This is a genomic window from Nocardia sp. NPDC003183 (assembly GCF_053590715.1).
In genome coordinates this window covers 330846-347304 of record NZ_JBSFTG010000004.1, presented here as the reverse complement: position 1 = coordinate 347304, position 16459 = coordinate 330846, and the positions used below count along the sequence as shown (strand labels likewise).

Genomic DNA, 16459 nt, shown 5'->3' with positions numbered 1-16459 from the left:
GCCCCACCCACCGACAAGTCGCATCCCAAATTTCCGCGCGACCGCAAGTCAGATGTACACAATTGTTCGACATGCCGACGTGTCGCGACACGCGGCGAATCGGACTGATTTTCTGTCTCCCGACACGAACAAGAGCGCCTGTTCGCTGGACGGTCGCCACACGCGAGACGAGAACATGTTCACCGTTGATTCCCCGTAAAACGTTGCGTACCAGCCGATTCCGATGTTCGTAAGACACCTGACAGGTACCGGGAGCGCGCACCGGCCGATCGCCGCACCCCGGACCACCGCCGACACCCGCACCGGCACCCGAAAAATCTCGTGAACTCGCCCGGTGCGCGTACACGAATTCCGCGCGTATCGCGTAGGATCGTTCAGGTCGGCCCCTCCCCCCCGGGCCGACCCTACGCGGGCCTCGGCTAACTCCCCCCCTTCGCCGAGGCCCGCTCCCCATTTTCCGGCAAGGTCGCAGCTCGGCAGATCAGCCGAAGCGCACCGCAACGCCGGGCGTCACAGTCCGGCCACGTTCCGGCGATCACCCGGCAACCAGGGTTATCGTCGGCCCATGGTGCCTGGTCGCGGTGCGATCGCCGGGGTCGTCCTCTCGATGACGATCCTCGTTGGTTGTAGCGGATCCACCGACGACACGCACACCACCACGACGACCACCGCCGAGCTCCCCCCGAATCAAGTCGCCGGCGTCGCCCTGCCCGCCGACGCGGTCGGCAAAGCCGTCGGGCAGCTCGACGAACTGGTGGGCTCGCTGATGGACTCCAGCCGCATTCCCGGCATGGCTGTCGCCGTGGTCCATGGTGGAAAGACCGTGTACGCCAAGGGTTTCGGTGTTCGCGCGGCGGGCACACCCGACAAGGTCGACGCCGACACCGTCTTCCAACTCGCCTCGGTGTCGAAGTCGCTCGCCGCGACCGTCGTGGCCAATCAGGTCGGCGCGGACACGATCGAGTGGACGACCCCGGTGGTCGCCCACCTCCCGTCGTTCGCGCTGGCCGATCCCGCCACCACCGCCCAGCTCACCGTCGGCGACCTGTTCGCGCACCGCAGCGGCCTGCCCGATCACGCGGGCGACCGGCTCGAAGACCTCGGCTACGACCAGGCCGCGATCTTCGACAAGCTGCGCCTCGAGCCCCTCGACCCCTTCCGGATCACCTATCACTACACCAACTTCGGACTCACCGCCGGCGCCGAAGCCGTGGCCGCGGCGGCCGGGAAGGATTGGGCCCAACTCTCGTCGGATGCCCTCTACACGCCACTCGGCATGCGCGACACCAGCTCTCGCTTCGACGACTTCCTCGCCCGGCCGAATCACGCGGTGGGACACGTGAACATCGACGGCGACTGGGTGGCCCGCTACGTGCGCGACCCCGACCCCCAGTCCCCCGCCGGCGGGGCGAGCTCCTCGGTGAACGATATGGCCCGCTGGCTGACGATGCTGCTCGGTAACGGCACGGCGGGCGCGACAACCATCGCCCCGCCCGAAGCGCTGCTGCCCGCCGTCACACCCCAGATCGTCTCGGCGCCGCCCGCCTCCCCCACCGCGCGGGCGGGCAGCTACGGGTACGGCTTCAATGTGTCGGTCTCCGCGGCCGGGCGCACCGCCACCAGTCATTCCGGCGCCTTCGGCCTCGGCGCGGCGACCAACTTCCTGGTGATCCCGTCCGCCGACGTGGCCATCGTCGCGCTGACGAACGCCGCGCCGCTCGGCGTCCCGGAGACGTTGACCGCCGAGTTCGCCGATCTGGTGCAGTTCGGCGAGGTGCGCGAGGACTGGCGCGGCCTGTACCGCGACGCTTTCGCCGCCATCGACGATCCGGAAGGTGCCCTGTCCGGTCAGCCCGCCCCGGCGAATCCTGCCCCCGCACAGCCGCTACCGACCTACGAGGGCAGCTACGACAGCGCCTATTGGGGACCCGCCACGATCGTCGCGACCGATAACGGCTTGCGCCTGACCATCGGCCCCGAGCAGCGGACCTATCAACTCCGGCACTGGGACGGCGACACCTTCGCCTTCGACCTGAGCGGCGAGAACGCCCCGCCCGGCAGCGTCACCTCGGCACGGTTCGCCGACGGCACTCTGACCATCGACTACTTCGACGAGAGCGGTCTCGGCACGTTCACCAGAACAAAATGACGCAGCACCAGAACGAAGTGACGCAGCACCAGAGCGAGTGACACAGCACCGGAACCGGTCGATCAGGCGAGCGTGCGCCACGCGGTTGCCAGCCGCGCCGCCCGCACCTTGCCCGCGACCCCGAGCAGCGGCGCATCACGCTCCCAGCGCTTCCTGACCTCCGGATCCACCGGCGCCCACAGCGGCTCCAGTTCGGTACGCAGACCGGTCAGCCGATCGAAGATGCCGCCGAGCGCGATGTGCACACCCGGGGAGCTCGGATCCTCGGCACCGACCCCACGCACCGCCGCAAACAGCGCCAGCAGCTGTTCTACGGGCTCCGCGGGCCACTGCGCTAGCCGGGCGACCCGAACGAGCTGACCGAGCACAGCGGCCACCACATGCAGGTCCTCGACCGTCCGGAACGGCTTCAGGTAGTCGGCGTAGCCGTCACCGGGCAGCAGCTCGCCCGGCGCGGCATCGAAGACGACTTCCGCGTGTGGGATCTCCGGCGCGAACGGCAGCGTGGGCAGCGGCGTCACCGCGGCGGACGCACCGGCGCCGACGAGCACGGCGCGCAGCAGCGGCCTGCCGTCGGGCTGGGTGCCGGAGCGGGCGATCACCAGGAACCGATCGGCGAACGCGCCCAGCGTGGCGAAGGATTTGGTGCCGCTGACGGTGCCGTCCTCGCGCACTGTTGTCGTCATCGTCGACGGTCGCGCACCGGCGCCCTCGGTCGCGCACATCGAGGAGAGCTCGGCGGGATCGAGCGAGGGAACCAGCGCGTGCAGGGCTTCCTGATAGCCACCGAGGAAGGCGGGACCTGTTCCCGCACCGTCGAATCCGGCGATCGCGGCCCGATCGAGCGAACTCGCGAACCCGGCTGTCCTGGTGCGGTGTCGCGCCCAGTCCGCCGCGAAATCAGCCGAAACGGCGTCGGCGGGAGTGGTGGTGAGAAGAAAATCGAATACCGAGGAATTCACAGATGTGGAGCCTAGGGGAATCGAACCCCTAACCCCTGCCTTGCAAAGGCAGTGCTCTGCCAATTGAGCTAAGGCCCCTTACCGGTCATCGACCGGTTGGCAACCCGAAATCAGCGGGTGGTGACCTCGCGCCAGAGGTCTGCGTCGTCGCGCTTGCGGAATTTGTTGACACCGATGAGAACGGCGATCACAACACCGACCATGAGGACAATCTTCATGATTCCCACCCTACTGTGCTGTTCGGGAGTGGGCCTAGGAGGACTTGAACCTCCGACCTCTTCGTTATCAGCGAAGCGCTCTAACCGCCTGAGCTATAGGCCCGAACTCATTTCGATCCCCGCCGGAGCAGTGAACCGCAACGAGAAACGAGGTTACCTTACCTGCCTGCCGATAACCAAAACGGCCGGTCAGACCCAGTTTCCTGGGACCGACCGGCCGTACCGGAAACCTGCTCCTAGTCGGGATCGGCCAGGGTTATCTGAATGCCGCCGACCAGATCGCAGCACTGGTTGTAGATGAACACGCCGACCGTGGCCAGCGCGGTGAACAGCACCACGTTGATCAGGCCGATCACACCCGCGTAGCCGAACACCGTGCCTGCGTCGATCAGGCTCGACGAGCTGCCCTCCTGGTTCAGCATCTCGCCCAGCGAGTTGTCCAGGTTGTCCCACACGCCCATGCCCGCCAGCACGATGTAGAGCAGACCGACGGCCAGCATCCACACGAAGAACAGCGCGACACTGATCACCAGGGTGATCTTCAGGGTCGACCACGGGTCGATCCGGCGGATCTGCACGGTCGCGCGTAGTGGCTCACCCGACGCGGCAGCCGCGATGGCCACCGGCACCGCGGGCGAGACGCTGCCCGCCGCGGCTGCCCGCGCGCTCGGCCCCATGTTGTGCTGGGGCTGCGGCGCCATCGGCAGCCCGGGCGGCGCCACCGGCGCCTCGGGTGCCGGGTGGCGCACGTCGGACAGGTCTGGCATGTCCTTGACCAGCTCCGGACGCGCGATGCTGCGGGTCGGCCCGTCGATCCCGACGGACTTCACCATCGCCGCTTCCTTGCGAGCCGCCTTGGCCGCCAGGTCGGCGGTGGTGCGGGCATTGGACGCCCCACTGCCCTTGAGACCGCCGCCGCCCGGTGCCCCGGACGAAGGCCGCCCCTGACTCGGCGATTCGCCGGGCCGGTACAGGTTCGACTGCGGTTCACGCTGCGGAAGCTGAGCCCACCCGTCCTGGTAGGGCGAGGATTTGCTGCCCTTGCCGTCGAACGAATCGGTCCCGGCCGCACCGGATTCCGGCGCCGCGCCCTCGGCCGGACCGCCCTGGCGTGGGATCGGCCGCGGCGGGATCGGAGACGTGGCGATCCGCTCGGTGACGCCGTTGGTCTGGTTCCGATCGTCGTTCGACTGATTCGGTGTGGTCAATGGAATCCTCAGATCCGTTCGTTGCCGCCGCTATTTGGTGTGTTACTCCGAAGCCACGTCGCCGAGGAGCTGATCGGGATCGGGCTCGTCGGCGTTGCGCGCGATCGCTAGCAAGGTATCGCCATCCGCGAGGTTCATCAATCGCACGCCCTTGGTCTGGCGTCCGGCCTTACGAACCTGCTTGGCTGCGGTGCGGATGACGCCACCACTGGAAGTGATCGCGTACAACTCGTCCTCGTCGTCGACGATGAGCGCACCCACCAGGCTGCCACGCTTCGGATCGTATTGGATTGTCAATACGCCTTTTCCGCCACGTCCCTGCGCGGTGTACTCCTCGATCGCGGTCCGCTTCGCGTACCCGCCGGCCGTCGCGACCAGCAGATATGTCTCCAGACGCACCACATTGAGCGAGAGCAGCTCGTCGTCGGTGTTGAAGCGCATACCCTGCACGCCGGAGGTGGCGCGGCCCATCGGACGCAGCGCCTCATCGGTCGCCGCGAAGCGGATCGACTGACCGTGCGCCGAGACCAGGAGCAGGTCATCGTCGGACGAGCACAGCACCGCACCGACCAATTCGTCGTCATCGCGCAGGTTCACCGCGACGATGCCGCCGGAGCGGTTGGAGTCGAAATCGGTGAGTTTCGACTTCTTCACCAAACCCGCGCGTGTCGCGAGCACGAGGTACGGCGCGTCCTCGTAGGTCTTGAGCTGGATGATCTGGGCGATCTTCTCGTCCGGCTGGAAGGCGAGCAGGTTGGCCACGTGCTGACCACGCGCGGTCCGGTTGGCCTCGGGCAGCTCGTACGCCTTGGCCCGGTAGACGCGGCCCTTGTTGGTGAAGAACAGCAGCCAGTCGTGCGTGGACGACACGAAGAAGTGCTTGACGATGTCGTCCTGCTTGAGGCCGGCGCCCATCACGCCCTTGCCGCCGCGCTTCTGCGAGCGGTAGAGGTCGGTCTTGGTGCGCTTGGCGTAGCCGGTCTCGGTGATCGTGACCACCACGTCTTCGCGGGCGATCAGATCCTCGTCGGCGACGTCACCGTCGGCGGCGATGATCCTGGTCCGGCGGTCGTCGCCGTACTTCTCGACGATCTCGGCCAGCTCGTCGCGCACGATCGCGCGCTGACGCTCGGGCTTGTCGAGAATGTCCTTGTAGTCGGCGATCTCGATCTCGATCTTGGCCAGATCGTCGATGATGCGCTGACGTTCCAGGGCCGACAGGCGACGCAGCTGCATGTCGAGGATGGCGGTCGACTGGATCTCGTCGATGTCGAGCAACTGCATCAGGCCGGTGCGCGCGGTATCGGTGTTGGCCGCGCCGCGGATCAACGCGATGACCTGGTCGAGCATGTCCAGTGCCTTGACCAGGCCGCGCAGGATGTGGGCCCGCTCCTCGGCCTTGCGCAGCAGGTAGCGGGTGCGCCGCACGATGACCTCGAGCTGGTGATTCACGTAGTAGCGAATCATCTGATCCAGCCGCAGCGTGCGCGGGACACCGTCGACGATCGAGAGCATGTTCGCGCCGAAGCTGGTCTGCAGTTGGGTGTGCTTGTAGAGGTTGTTCAGCACCACCTTGGCCACCGCGTCACGCTTGACCGTGACCACGATGCGCATGCCGACGCGGTCCGAGGACTCGTCGTGGATATCGGAGATACCCGCGATCTTCGCGTCCTTCACCTGCTCGGCGATGGAGTTGACGAAGTTGTCGGTGTTGACCTGGTACGGCAGTTCCGTGATGACGATCGTGGTGCGGCCACGCGCGTCTTCCTCGATCTCCACCACACCGCGCATGCGGATGGAACCGCGGCCGGTGGTGTACGCGTCGTGGATGCCCTGGCTGCCGACGATCAGGCCGTGCGTCGGGAAGTCGGGGCCCTTGACCCGTTCCATGCAGGCGGCGAGGGTGGATTCCTCGTCGGCCTCGTAGTTCTCCAGCGCCCAGTAGATGGCGTCGGCCAGCTCGTTGAGGTTGTGCGGCGGGATGTTGGTGGCCATGCCGACCGCGATGCCGTTGGAGCCGTTCATCAACAGGGCGGGCACGCGCGCGGGCAGCACGGTCGGCTCCTGCGAGCGACCGTCGTAGTTCGGGACGAAATCGACCGTCTCGGAGTCGATATCGCGCAGCATCTCCATCGCGAGCGGCGTCAGGCGGCACTCGGTGTAGCGCATGGCGGCCGCGCCGTCGTTGCCGCGGGAACCGAAGTTGCCCTGGCCGTCGACCAGCGGATAGCGCAGCGACCACGGCTGAGCCATGCGCACGAGGGTGTCGTAGATCGACGAGTCGCCGTGCGGGTGGTAGTTACCCATGGTCTCGGCGACCGGGCGCGCGGACTTCACGTAGCCGCGGTCCGGGCGGTAGCCGTTGTCGTACATCGCGTAGAGCACGCGACGGTGCACCGGCTTGAGGCCGTCGCGCACGTCGGGCAGCGCACGGCCGACGATCACGCTCATCGCGTAGTCGATGTAGCTGTTCTGCATTTCGGTCTGGATATCGACCGGTTCGGTCCGGTCGCCCGCACCGCCGGACGGGGGCAGCGTGGTCTCAGTCATCAAATCTCCTTCGAGGGGCCGACATGCGAGCGGGCGCGCCTATCAGGCGCAGCGCCGCTTACACATCGAGGAAACGGACGTCCTTGGCATTGCGGGTGATGAAGCTGCGACGCGCCTCCACGTCCTCGCCCATCAGCACGGAGAACAGCTCGTCGGCCGCGGCCGCGTCGTCCAGCGTCACCTGACGAAGCACCCGCACCGAGGGATCCATCGTGGTCTCCCACAGCTCCTTGGCGTTCATCTCGCCCAGACCCTTGTAGCGCTGGATCCCGTCGTCCTTGTTGATCTTCTTGCCCGCGGCGAGCCCGGCCTCGACCAGCGCGTCGCGCTCACGGTCGGAGTAGGCGAACTCGGGATCGGACCGCATCCACTTGAGCTTGTACAGCGGCGGCTGCGCGAGGAACACGTGACCGTGCTCGACCAGCGGACGCATGAAGCGGAACAGCAGCGTGAGCAGCAGCGTCGCGATGTGCTGGCCGTCGACGTCGGCGTCGGCCATCAGGATGATCTTGTTGTAGCGCAGCTTGGCGATATCGAACTCGTCGTGGATACCGGTGCCGAACGCGGTGATGATCGACTGGACCTCGTTGTTCTTGAGGACGCGGTCGATGCGGGCCTTCTCGACGTTGATGATCTTGCCGCGCAGCGGCAGGATCGCCTGGTACATCGAGTCGCGGCCCGACTTCGCCGAGCCACCGGCGGAGTCACCCTCGACGATGTAGATCTCGCACTTGCCCGGGTCCTTCGACCGGCAGTCGGCCAGCTTGCCCGGCAGTCCGCCCAGGTCGGTCGCCGACTTGCGACGCACCAGCTCGCGCGCCTTGCGGGCGGCCATGCGGGCCTGTGCCGAGGACACCGCCTTCTGCACGATGGTCTTCGCGTCGGCCGGATTGGCCTCGAACCAGTGCTGCAGGTGCTCGTTGCAGGCACGCTGCACGAACGACTTGACCTCGGTGTTGCCGAGCTTGGTCTTGGTCTGGCCCTCGAACTGCGGCTCGCCGACCTTGACGCTCACGATGGCGGCCAGGCCCTCGCGGATGTCGTCACCGGTGAGGTTGCCGTCCTTCTCCTTGAGGAGCTTCTTCTCCTTGGCGTACTTGTTGACCACCGTGGTGAGCGCCGCGCGGAAGCCCTCTTCGTGGGTGCCGCCCTCATGGGTGTTGATCGTGTTGGCGAAGGTGTGGACCGACTCGGAGTAGCCCGAGTTCCACTGCATCGCGACCTCGAGCTCGTGGCCGGTGCCCTTGACCGTGTAGCCGACGACCGAGTTGTGGATGGCCGACTTGGTGCGGTTGATGTGGCGGACGAAGTCCACCAGGCCGCCCGGGTAGTGGTAGGTGCGGGTCTTCACCTTGTGCTCGACCGCTTCGGCGGCGACCTCCTCGGCGTGCTTGGGCGCCTCGGCGGTCTCACTGACCACTTCGTCGGTCACGTCGCCGACGGCGACCCGCTCGTCGGTGAGCTTGATGGTGAGGCCCTTGTTCAGGAAGGCCATCTCCTGCAGGCGCCGCGCCACGGTCTCGAAGTTGTAGGTCGTGGTCTCGAAGATGTCGGGATCGGCCCAGAATCGCACCGTGGTGCCGGTGACCTTGGTCGGCTCGCCCTGCGCCAGCTTGCCGGGCTTGGCGTCCTTGTAGGTCTGGGTCCAGTGGTAGCCGTCGACGTCGATCTCGACCTCGACCTTGGTCGAGAGCGCGTTCACCACCGAGATACCGACACCGTGCAGACCACCCGACACCGCGTAGGAGTCGGAGTCGAACTTGCCACCGGCGTGCAACTGGGTCATGACGACCTCGATCGTGGGCACGCCCTGTGCGTGCATCCCGACCGGGATACCACGGCCGTCGTCGATCACCTCGACGCCGCCGTCGGCGAGCAAGGTCACCTCGACCTTGGTGGCGTAGCCGGCCATCGCCTCATCGACCGAGTTGTCCACAACCTCCCAGATGAGGTGGTGCAGACCGCGTTCACCGGTGGAACCGATGTACATGCCAGGGCGCTTGCGCACCGCCTCGAGGCCTTCGAGGACCGTGATGGAAGAGGCACCGTAGCCTGAATTGTTGCCCGATGCGTTGGAGTCGTTGGCAGCCACTTCTCGGTAGCTCTCCTTACTTGCTGATCCCTGGCGCAGCGATCCGGGCAGCACGCGCACGGCTCGGAAAGAGCCATCGAATATCACGGACTGCACAGCACGCGCCGAGGGTTCGCCGCTGGTTACGTCACCATCCTACTGGTAAGCCCAACTTACAGTGCACCTACGACACCCCTGGCTTCGCCGTGAATGCAAGAAATCGTCCGACCGCGAGGCGGTTCCGCCTCCTCGGGTATTTTGCCGGTCGTAGGCGCGAATAGAGTATGTCCTCGGACCGGCTGCCGGGACGCGTGAGATGTGTGGGGTTCCCGGGGAGTTACCCGTGTCCGCGCGGGATCAGATGTCGCCTCCGAAGTTATCCACAGGCTCTATGCACATGTCCACAACTTGGGGCCTGAGAGCGGCGCGGGCGCAACGGATCTCGCTCCGGTCACCGCGCGGCTACCCGTAGGTGTCGCGCGGGCCGCGGCCCTTGATGTGGCGATCGCCCTTGCGCCAGCTCGGCGCGGCGGGGCCGGTGATGCGCAGCGACGTCACCACGCCATGACCGACCGCGGCATTGATCTTGGCCAGGATCTGGCTCTGCAACATGCGCAGCTGGGTGGCCCACGCGGTGGACTCGGCGGCGATCTTGAGCACACCGTTCTCCAAGGTCACCGGAGTGGCGTGGGAGGCGATGTCCTCACCGACCACCCGCGGCCAGCTGCCGAACACCGTGCCCTCGGCCACCTTGCCTGACCAGCCACGATTCTTCGCGAGCGTGCCGCTGAGCGCACCGAGGAGCTGGGGATCACGGGCATCGGGACCCGACCCGGACCAACCACTGCGGCGCCTGCCACCGGCCCGCAGCTTGCGTACCGGCGAGGCCCTGCCCTGCCCCACGGACTTGCCGCTGGCCTTGGCCGCGGCCCGCGCCTCTTCCAGCGCCCGGCGGGCCAGATCGATGCCGCGCAGCTCCGGTGCGGGTTCTTCCGGCACGGGTTTCCGCCTTCCGGTGTCGAGGGTGGCCGAGTGTGGATGGAGTCTACGCCGGGGCGCCGACGGGCTCGTCGAGCACCGATCCGGCATATATCCAGCATGTTGCCGGTTTTCCACAGGGGCTGGGGATAACTATCGCGATCTGTGCATATCTTCGGCGTGTTGGACGACTTCGGGGACGATCTGTGAGGTACGCCGGTCCGCCTCGCCGGTCGTGTGCACACGCAACGGTTCGGCGGCCAGTTCCGACGGCACGTCCTCGGCCACCGCGGCCGTGATCAACACCTGCTCGGCACCCGCGGCCACCTCCGCGAGCGCGGTGCGCCGCCGGCGGTCGAGCTCGGCGAACACGTCGTCGAGCAGCAGCACCGGTTCGGAACCTTCTCCGCGCAACAGCTCGAACGAGGCCAACCGCAGCGCGAGAGCGAACGACCAGGACTCCCCATGACTGGCGAATCCCTTCGCCGGTGCGCTGCCGAGCAGTAACTCGAGATCGTCGCGGTGCGGGCCGACCAGACAGACCCCGCGATCGAGTTCCCGGTTCCTCGCAGCGGCCAGCTCGCGCAGCATGATCTCGTGCAGCAGCTGTGCGTCACCGGCCGCGGGCACTCTGGCCGGATCGAGGAGTTCCGGTGGGAGATACCCGGAGCGGTAAGTGATTGCTGCAGGACGTGATTCGGGTGCGATCGACCGATATGCCTGGGACAGATGGGGATACAGGTCGTGGACCAGGCGCAATCGTTCGGCGAGCAGCACCGCCGCATGATCGGCGAGGTGCCCGTCCCACACGTCGAGGGTGCCCAGATCGGCACGTGAACGCGATTGGCGCCCAGCGGTTTTCAACAGCGCCGAACGCTGCCGCAACACCTTGTCGTAATCGGCGCGCACACCGGCGAGCCTGGGCAACCGGGCTGTGGACAACTCGTCGAGGAACCGGCGCCGCTCCCCCGGATCCCCACGCACCAGCGCCAGATCCTCCGGCGCGAACAACACGGTCTGCAGAATCCCCAGGATCTCGCGCGAGCGGCGCACCGGCGAGCGATTGATCTGCGCGCGGTTGGCGCTGCCCGCCTTGAGTTCCACATCCACGCGCAGTTCCCGCCCGGTGTTCACCACGGTGGCCCCGATCCTGGCCTGGGTGGCGCCCATCCGGATCAGCGGCGCGTCGGCGGAGACCCGGTGCGAGCCGAGCGTCGCCAGATAACCGACGGCCTCGAGCAGATTCGTCTTGCCGTTGCCATTTGCCCCCAGGAGCACCGTGCGCCCTGGGGACAACTCGAGATCGGCGTGTTCCCACGAACGGAAATCACGGACCGACAGCTCACGGATGAACATGTAGGCCTAGCCGCCCCTGCCTGCTCAGCCGGGCAGCCGGACCGGCATCAACAGGTAGATGTACTGGCTCTCCAGCGCCGCGAACGCGCCCGACTCGAGCACCTTGGGCTCCTCGTCGGAGGCGGGCAGCAGCACCGCCGGACGGCTGGGCGTGGTGAACCCGAACGTGACCCGGTCGGTGTGCAGCGCGGCCAGGCCCTCGGTCAGGTAGCCGGGGTTGAACGCGATGGTGAGCGGTTCGCCGCGGAAATCGGCTTCCAGCCATTCCTCGGCCCGGCCCGCATCGTCCCCACCCGCCGACAGCAGCACGCCGTCTGTGGAGAACTCGAGCCGCACCTGGGCACCGCGCTCGGCCACCAGGGCGACACGCTTGATCGCCTCGGACAGCACGGCGACGGGCAGGGTGGCGATGGAGGTGTGCTCCTTGGGGAGCAACTGGCGGAACTTGGGGAATTCCGCGTCGAGCAGTCGGGTGGTGGTCCGCCGGCCGCCGTTGACGATGCCGAGCAGGCCGTCGGCGCCGCCACCACTGCCCAGCGACAGCTGCACGGGCGCCTCGGCGGCACCGAGGGTCTTGGCGGCCTCGGACAGCGTGCGCGCGGGGATGAGCACCGCGGTCTCGATGTCGGAGCGGGTCGGGTTCCACTGCAAGTGGCGCACAGCGAGTCGGAAACGGTCGGTGGCGGCGAGCACCACGTCGTTGCCCTCGATCTCGACCCGGATGCCGGTGAGCATCGGCAGGGTGTCGTCACGGCCCGCGGCGACGGCGACCTGGCCGACCGCCTCGGCGAACACGTCGACGGTGAGTTCACCGGTTTGCTGCGGCACCTCGGGCAGTTGGGGATAGTCCTCGACCGGCATGGTCGGCAGCGAGAACTTCGCGCTGCCACAGGCGATGAGCACACGGGTGCCGTCGACGGAGACATCGACCGGCTTGTTCGACAGCGACTTGGTGATGTCGGCGAGCAGGCGGCCCGAGACCAGCACCTGGCCGGGACCGGCGACCTCGGCCGCGACACGCATCTGCGCGGAGACCTCGTAGTCGAATCCGGAGACCGTCAGGCCGTTCTCGTCGGCCACCAGCAGCACACCGCCCAGAACAGGCACCGGAGGCCGGGACGGGAGACTGCGCGCCACCCAGGCCACCGATTCGGCGAAGTCCTCTCGGGCGACCCGAAACTTCATGCTCGCAAGCTCCATCGCCCGATTTGTCCTCTCCGAGTTTCGAATCCGTGTGCGGGTGTGTGTCAGCGGAGTTGAACTGCTGTGTCGGCCGCGCATTGAGTCTCGCACAACCGACCGACAACCAAACGGTACCCGTGCAGTGCGCGAACTCCGCATCGACCCTCCCGGTCGATTCCCGCTCGTCGAACCACTCCGCTCCTCCTTGCCTGTCTGTGAGTGAACGACCGCTCGACTCGAGCCTCCCCAACCGAGTTTCCACACACCCTGTTTTAAAAGAGTTCTCTCTAGAAGGAGAACTGAAGTAGTAGTAGGCACTGTGGAATCTGTGGATTTCGCCCGAATCCGCAGGTCAGAGCGCTTGATGGCATGGGGATGGCCTTGGGGTGACTCGAGGATGAATCAGCGGTGGCTGTGGAGGCGTGAAGTTGTCCCCATTCCATCCTCGAGTTGTCCTCGAGTTGTTCCACCGGATTCACCCAGTTGTTCACACGTCGGGTCAGCCTGGTGGCAACGGTGTGGATTCCTCGAGGACTCCACAGGGACTCCTCGAGGAATCCACAGGCCGGATTCGGTGACGCCGCAGGTCACCGCTAGTGCACAGGTGTTAGTGGAGCGTCTTGTGGATGATGTGGACAACTGCCTGTGCATGAACGCTGCACACCCTCGCCCAACACCCTGTGCACCGACCGGTGCACAAAGGTGTGGATTCCTCGAGGAATCCACAGGAATTCCTCGAGGAATCCCCAGGGCAAAAAAGAACACCGCCCCAGGTCAGGGCGGTGTTCCGGGTTGGGGATGAAATCAGCGGGAGCGCTGTTTGATTCGGGCTGTGAGTTCTTGGACCTGGTCGTAGACCCGACGGCGCTCGGTCATCTCCTTGCGGACTTTTTTCTCCGCGTACATCACCGTGGTGTGGTCTCGACCGAACGCCTGCCCGATCTTGGGCAGCGACAGATCGGTGAGCTCGCGGCACAGGTACATCGCGATCTGCCTGGCCTGCGCCAGCGGACGCGCCTTACCAGGGCCGGTCAGCTCCTCGAGCGTGGTGTTGAAGTACTCGGCGGTGACAGCCATGATCGTCGCCGCGTTGATCTCCAGTGCCGCCGTGTCGGGCATCAGGTCGCGCAGCACCACCTCGGCCAGCGAGAGGTCGAGCGGCTGACCGTTGAGCGAGGCGAACGCCGTCACCCGGATCAGCGCACCCTCGAGCTCGCGGATATTGCGCTCCACCCGGCTCGCGATCAGCTCGAGCACGTCGTGCGGCACATCGAGCCGGTCCATCCGCGCCTTCTTGCGCAGAATCGCGATGCGAGTCTCCAGCTCAGGCGGCTGCACATCGGTGATCAGGCCCCACTCGAAGCGAGTCCGCAGCCGTTCCTCCAGGGTGGCCAGCTGCTTGGGCGGGCGGTCCGAGGACACCACGATCTGCTTGTTCGCGTTGTGCAGGGTGTTGAAGGTGTGGAAGAACTCCTCCTGGATGCCTTCCTTGCCCTCGATGAACTGGATGTCGTCGACCAGCAGGATGTCGGTCTCGCGGTAGCGCCGCTTGAACGCGACCTTGCGGTCGTCGCGCAGGCTGTTGATGAAGTCGTTGGTGAATTCCTCGGTCGATACGTACTTCACCCGCATGCCGGGGAACAGCCGCTGTGCGTAGTGACCCGCCGCGTGCAGCAGGTGGGTTTTGCCCAATCCCGAAGCGCCCCAGACGAACAGCGGGTTGTAGGCGCGCGCAGGCGCCTCCGCGATGGCGACCGCGGCAGCATGCGCGAACCGGTTGGACGCGCCGATGACGAAGGTCTCGAACGTGTACTTGGCATTGAGACTGGCCGACGAGGAGGACTGCGGCGGCGCCTCGGGCGACTTGCTGAAATAGGTCGGCCAGTTGTTGCGGTTGCTCACCACGGGTTCGTCGTCGGCCGGCTGCGCGCCGGGCTGACCGGGGAACGGCTTGTCCTGGCCCTCGGCGCTCGGTTCCTCGGCACGAGCGGCGGCGGGCTCTTCGGACGGCCTGCCGCGGTTCGGCGCGCGCTGCGGCGCCGGGTCGGGAGTGAACAGCGACTCCTGGCCGGAGTGGTCGCGACGCGGTGCCGAGGCTTGCTCGCGGCGGGCGGGCGGTGCGGTCTCGGGGACTCGCTGGTCCGGACGCGCGCCACGGAACTCACCGCGCCCACCGAACTCGGCGCCGGGATAGTCGGGGACGGGGTACGCCCCAGTCGGCTCGAAATCGGTGCCGGGGAACTCGTTGCGGTCGCCCTGGTACTCGGCAGGCTGGCCGAAATCGGACGGTGCCTGCTGGTATTCGGGCTGCTGGCCGTATTCCGCGGGCGGCTGCTTGTACTCCGGTTGCTGGCCGTACTCCGGCGGTGCCTGCTGGTATTCGGGCTGCTGGCCGAATTCCGACGGATTCTGCTGGTAATCGGGCTGTTGCTGGTAATCGGGCTGTTGCTGGTAATCGGGCTGTTGCTGGTAATCGGGCTGTTGCTGGTAATCGGGCTGTTGCTGCTGGTACTCCGATTCGGCCGGGTACTCGCGGTGCCCCGCGTAGTCGTTGCGCTCGCCGTACTCGCCGGCCTGCCCGGGGTACTCACGGCCGCCGTAGCTGCTCGGGTACTCGCCGTTGACCGGATAGTCGGGGGACGACTGATAGTCGTTGCCGTACTCGCCACCCTGGCCGGGGTACTCGCCCGCGCCGTAGCGCGGCCTGCCGTACTCACCACGGGTGGCGTAATCGGGAACACTGAAATCGGGACCGGGATAACCGGCGGGTGGGCGCACCTGCTCGCGCGGACGCTCCGGCCTGCTCGTCATCCTGGCGTGCCGGGGCGAACTACCGGCCCGCTCCCCCGCGGCCGGGCTCGGCGCGGCGATGCGCACCCCGAGTCCTTCCACTTGGGGACCCAGCCGACGGCCGAGCGATCGCAGGATCGGCTCGCGCAGATCACGCTCGATCGCCTCCTGTGCCAGCGAGGACGGGACCGACAGCAACGCGAAACCCTGCGCGACGGTGAGTGGCTTCACCAGCTTCAACCAGGCCTGCTGTGCACGACTCACCGCGGGGATGGCGCCGTCGGCAGAGCCGGTGGTGAGCTCGGCAACCACCTCCGGCCACACTGTGGCCAGCACGTTCTGCTCGTCGTCCATACAGCGTCCTCCCCGGACCGGTTTGTTGGGGCCCACGGCCTTCGCGCACGCCGGAAAGCACCCGTGAACAGGTGTAATCCAGTGATCCTGCGTACAACCGAAGCCGGTTCGAACGCTGTGGCCCGGTAATTCGGACTGCGGCGCGGGCACCGACGGCCTTACGAATATGCCACTGCGGCCGTCTGTCCACATAATTATCCACAGATGTGGACAAACCTGGGGATAAAGGAATTCTGCCAGCGTGTGGCAGTGAATGGGGCTGGACCTGCGGTTCTTCAGCAATCCCCCGGCTACAGAGGCTAGCTGGCCGCGCCGTACAACGCCAGGGGTGTGGAAGAACTCACGAAAAGTGGCCGCATGCGTCACTGCGGCCCGGGCGTGTCGTGCCTGGTCGGGCCAGACCTCTGGTCCGTTCGGGCGTCCGGTAGCCTTGACCTGTGCCGGTGACAGGTACGTGGGGGCCGAGTTTGACCCGTTCCTTCGGGATAAGTACCCTCGTACAGTCACCCCTTGGCGCGGTTGGCGGCTGTCTGCTGCACATCGATCGCCAAGGCAATCTGTGCGTAGACCGCGGTCCGCAGCGCAGACAAATCATTTGTACAGACTTCGGGCGCCGAATGGTGTCCACCTACTACAGGAGT

10 protein-coding genes and 2 tRNA genes are annotated in these 16459 nt (G+C 66.6%); 1 reads left to right on the top strand and 11 read right to left on the bottom strand.

Annotated elements, in window-relative coordinates; genetic code table 11:
• The first annotated feature begins 565 nt into the window (after positions 1-565).
• Positions 566-2149 carry a serine hydrolase gene (locus ACWDXS_RS17505; protein WP_449966757.1) on the top strand — a complete coding sequence of 528 codons (1584 nt, stop codon included), beginning with the start codon at positions 566-568 and terminating at the stop codon, positions 2147-2149.
• A gap of 62 nt (positions 2150-2211) precedes the next feature.
• On the opposite strand, the gene ACWDXS_RS17500 is transcribed toward ACWDXS_RS17505, so the two are convergent.
• From ACWDXS_RS17500 to dnaA, 11 genes are all read right to left on the bottom strand, one after another.
• A complete protein-coding gene (locus ACWDXS_RS17500; protein WP_449966755.1) occupies positions 2212-3111 on the bottom strand; it encodes an acyl-CoA dehydrogenase family protein in 900 nt (299 codons plus the stop codon).
• A gap of 5 nt (positions 3112-3116) precedes the next feature.
• Positions 3117-3189: transfer RNA gene (locus ACWDXS_RS17495), tRNA-Ala, on the bottom strand.
• Positions 3190-3221: 32 nt separating this feature from the next.
• Entirely contained in the window at positions 3222-3329 is a 108-nt protein-coding gene (locus ACWDXS_RS17490; protein WP_214516728.1) for a DLW-39 family protein, read from the bottom strand.
• 29 nt (positions 3330-3358) lie between these two features.
• Positions 3359-3432: transfer RNA gene (locus tag ACWDXS_RS17485), tRNA-Ile, on the bottom strand.
• 133 nt (positions 3433-3565) lie between these two features.
• The gene (locus ACWDXS_RS17480; protein ID WP_378989380.1) at positions 3566-4537 is read right to left on the bottom strand and encodes a DUF3566 domain-containing protein; all 972 of its coding nucleotides are present in this window, start codon (positions 4535-4537) and stop codon (positions 3566-3568) included.
• Positions 4538-4579: 42 nt separating this feature from the next.
• Complete coding sequence (gene gyrA / locus ACWDXS_RS17475) at positions 4580-7087, bottom strand: DNA gyrase subunit A (RefSeq protein ID WP_378634601.1); 2508 nt, start codon at positions 7085-7087, stop codon at positions 4580-4582.
• Between the two features lie 58 nt (positions 7088-7145).
• Entirely contained in the window at positions 7146-9179 is a 2034-nt protein-coding gene (gene gyrB / locus ACWDXS_RS17470) for a DNA topoisomerase (ATP-hydrolyzing) subunit B (protein ID WP_378989379.1), read from the bottom strand.
• A gap of 441 nt (positions 9180-9620) precedes the next feature.
• Positions 9621-10157, bottom strand: coding sequence for a DUF721 family protein (locus ACWDXS_RS17465; RefSeq protein ID WP_245914449.1), 537 nt, complete (start codon positions 10155-10157; stop codon positions 9621-9623).
• Between the two features lie 132 nt (positions 10158-10289).
• Complete coding sequence (recF, locus tag ACWDXS_RS17460; protein WP_378989378.1) at positions 10290-11492, bottom strand: DNA replication/repair protein RecF; 1203 nt, start codon at positions 11490-11492, stop codon at positions 10290-10292.
• Positions 11493-11516: 24 nt separating this feature from the next.
• Positions 11517-12692, bottom strand: coding sequence for a DNA polymerase III subunit beta (gene dnaN, locus ACWDXS_RS17455; protein ID WP_378634611.1), 1176 nt, complete (start codon positions 12690-12692; stop codon positions 11517-11519).
• Positions 12693-13478: 786 nt separating this feature from the next.
• Positions 13479-15818 carry a chromosomal replication initiator protein DnaA gene (gene dnaA, locus ACWDXS_RS17450; RefSeq protein ID WP_449966746.1) on the bottom strand — a complete coding sequence of 780 codons (2340 nt, stop codon included), beginning with the start codon at positions 15816-15818 and terminating at the stop codon, positions 13479-13481.
• Positions 15819-16459 lie beyond the last annotated feature (641 nt).

What these genes read in the sequence shown, in the direction of transcription:
- dnaA (WP_449966746.1), bottom strand. Translation starts at nt 15,818, where the DNA reads ATGGACGACGAGCAGAACGTGCTGGCCACAGTGTGGCCGGAGGTGGTT.
- gyrA (WP_378634601.1), bottom strand. Translation starts at nt 7,087, where the DNA reads ATGACTGAGACCACGCTGCCCCCGTCCGGCGGTGCGGGCGACCGGACC.
- ACWDXS_RS17505 (WP_449966757.1), top strand. Translation starts at nt 566, where the DNA reads ATGGTGCCTGGTCGCGGTGCGATCGCCGGGGTCGTCCTCTCGATGACG.
- recF (WP_378989378.1), bottom strand. Translation starts at nt 11,492, where the DNA reads ATGTTCATCCGTGAGCTGTCGGTCCGTGATTTCCGTTCGTGGGAACAC.
- ACWDXS_RS17490 (WP_214516728.1), bottom strand. Translation starts at nt 3,329, where the DNA reads ATGAAGATTGTCCTCATGGTCGGTGTTGTGATCGCCGTTCTCATCGGT.
- dnaN (WP_378634611.1), bottom strand. Translation starts at nt 12,692, where the DNA reads ATGGAGCTTGCGAGCATGAAGTTTCGGGTCGCCCGAGAGGACTTCGCC.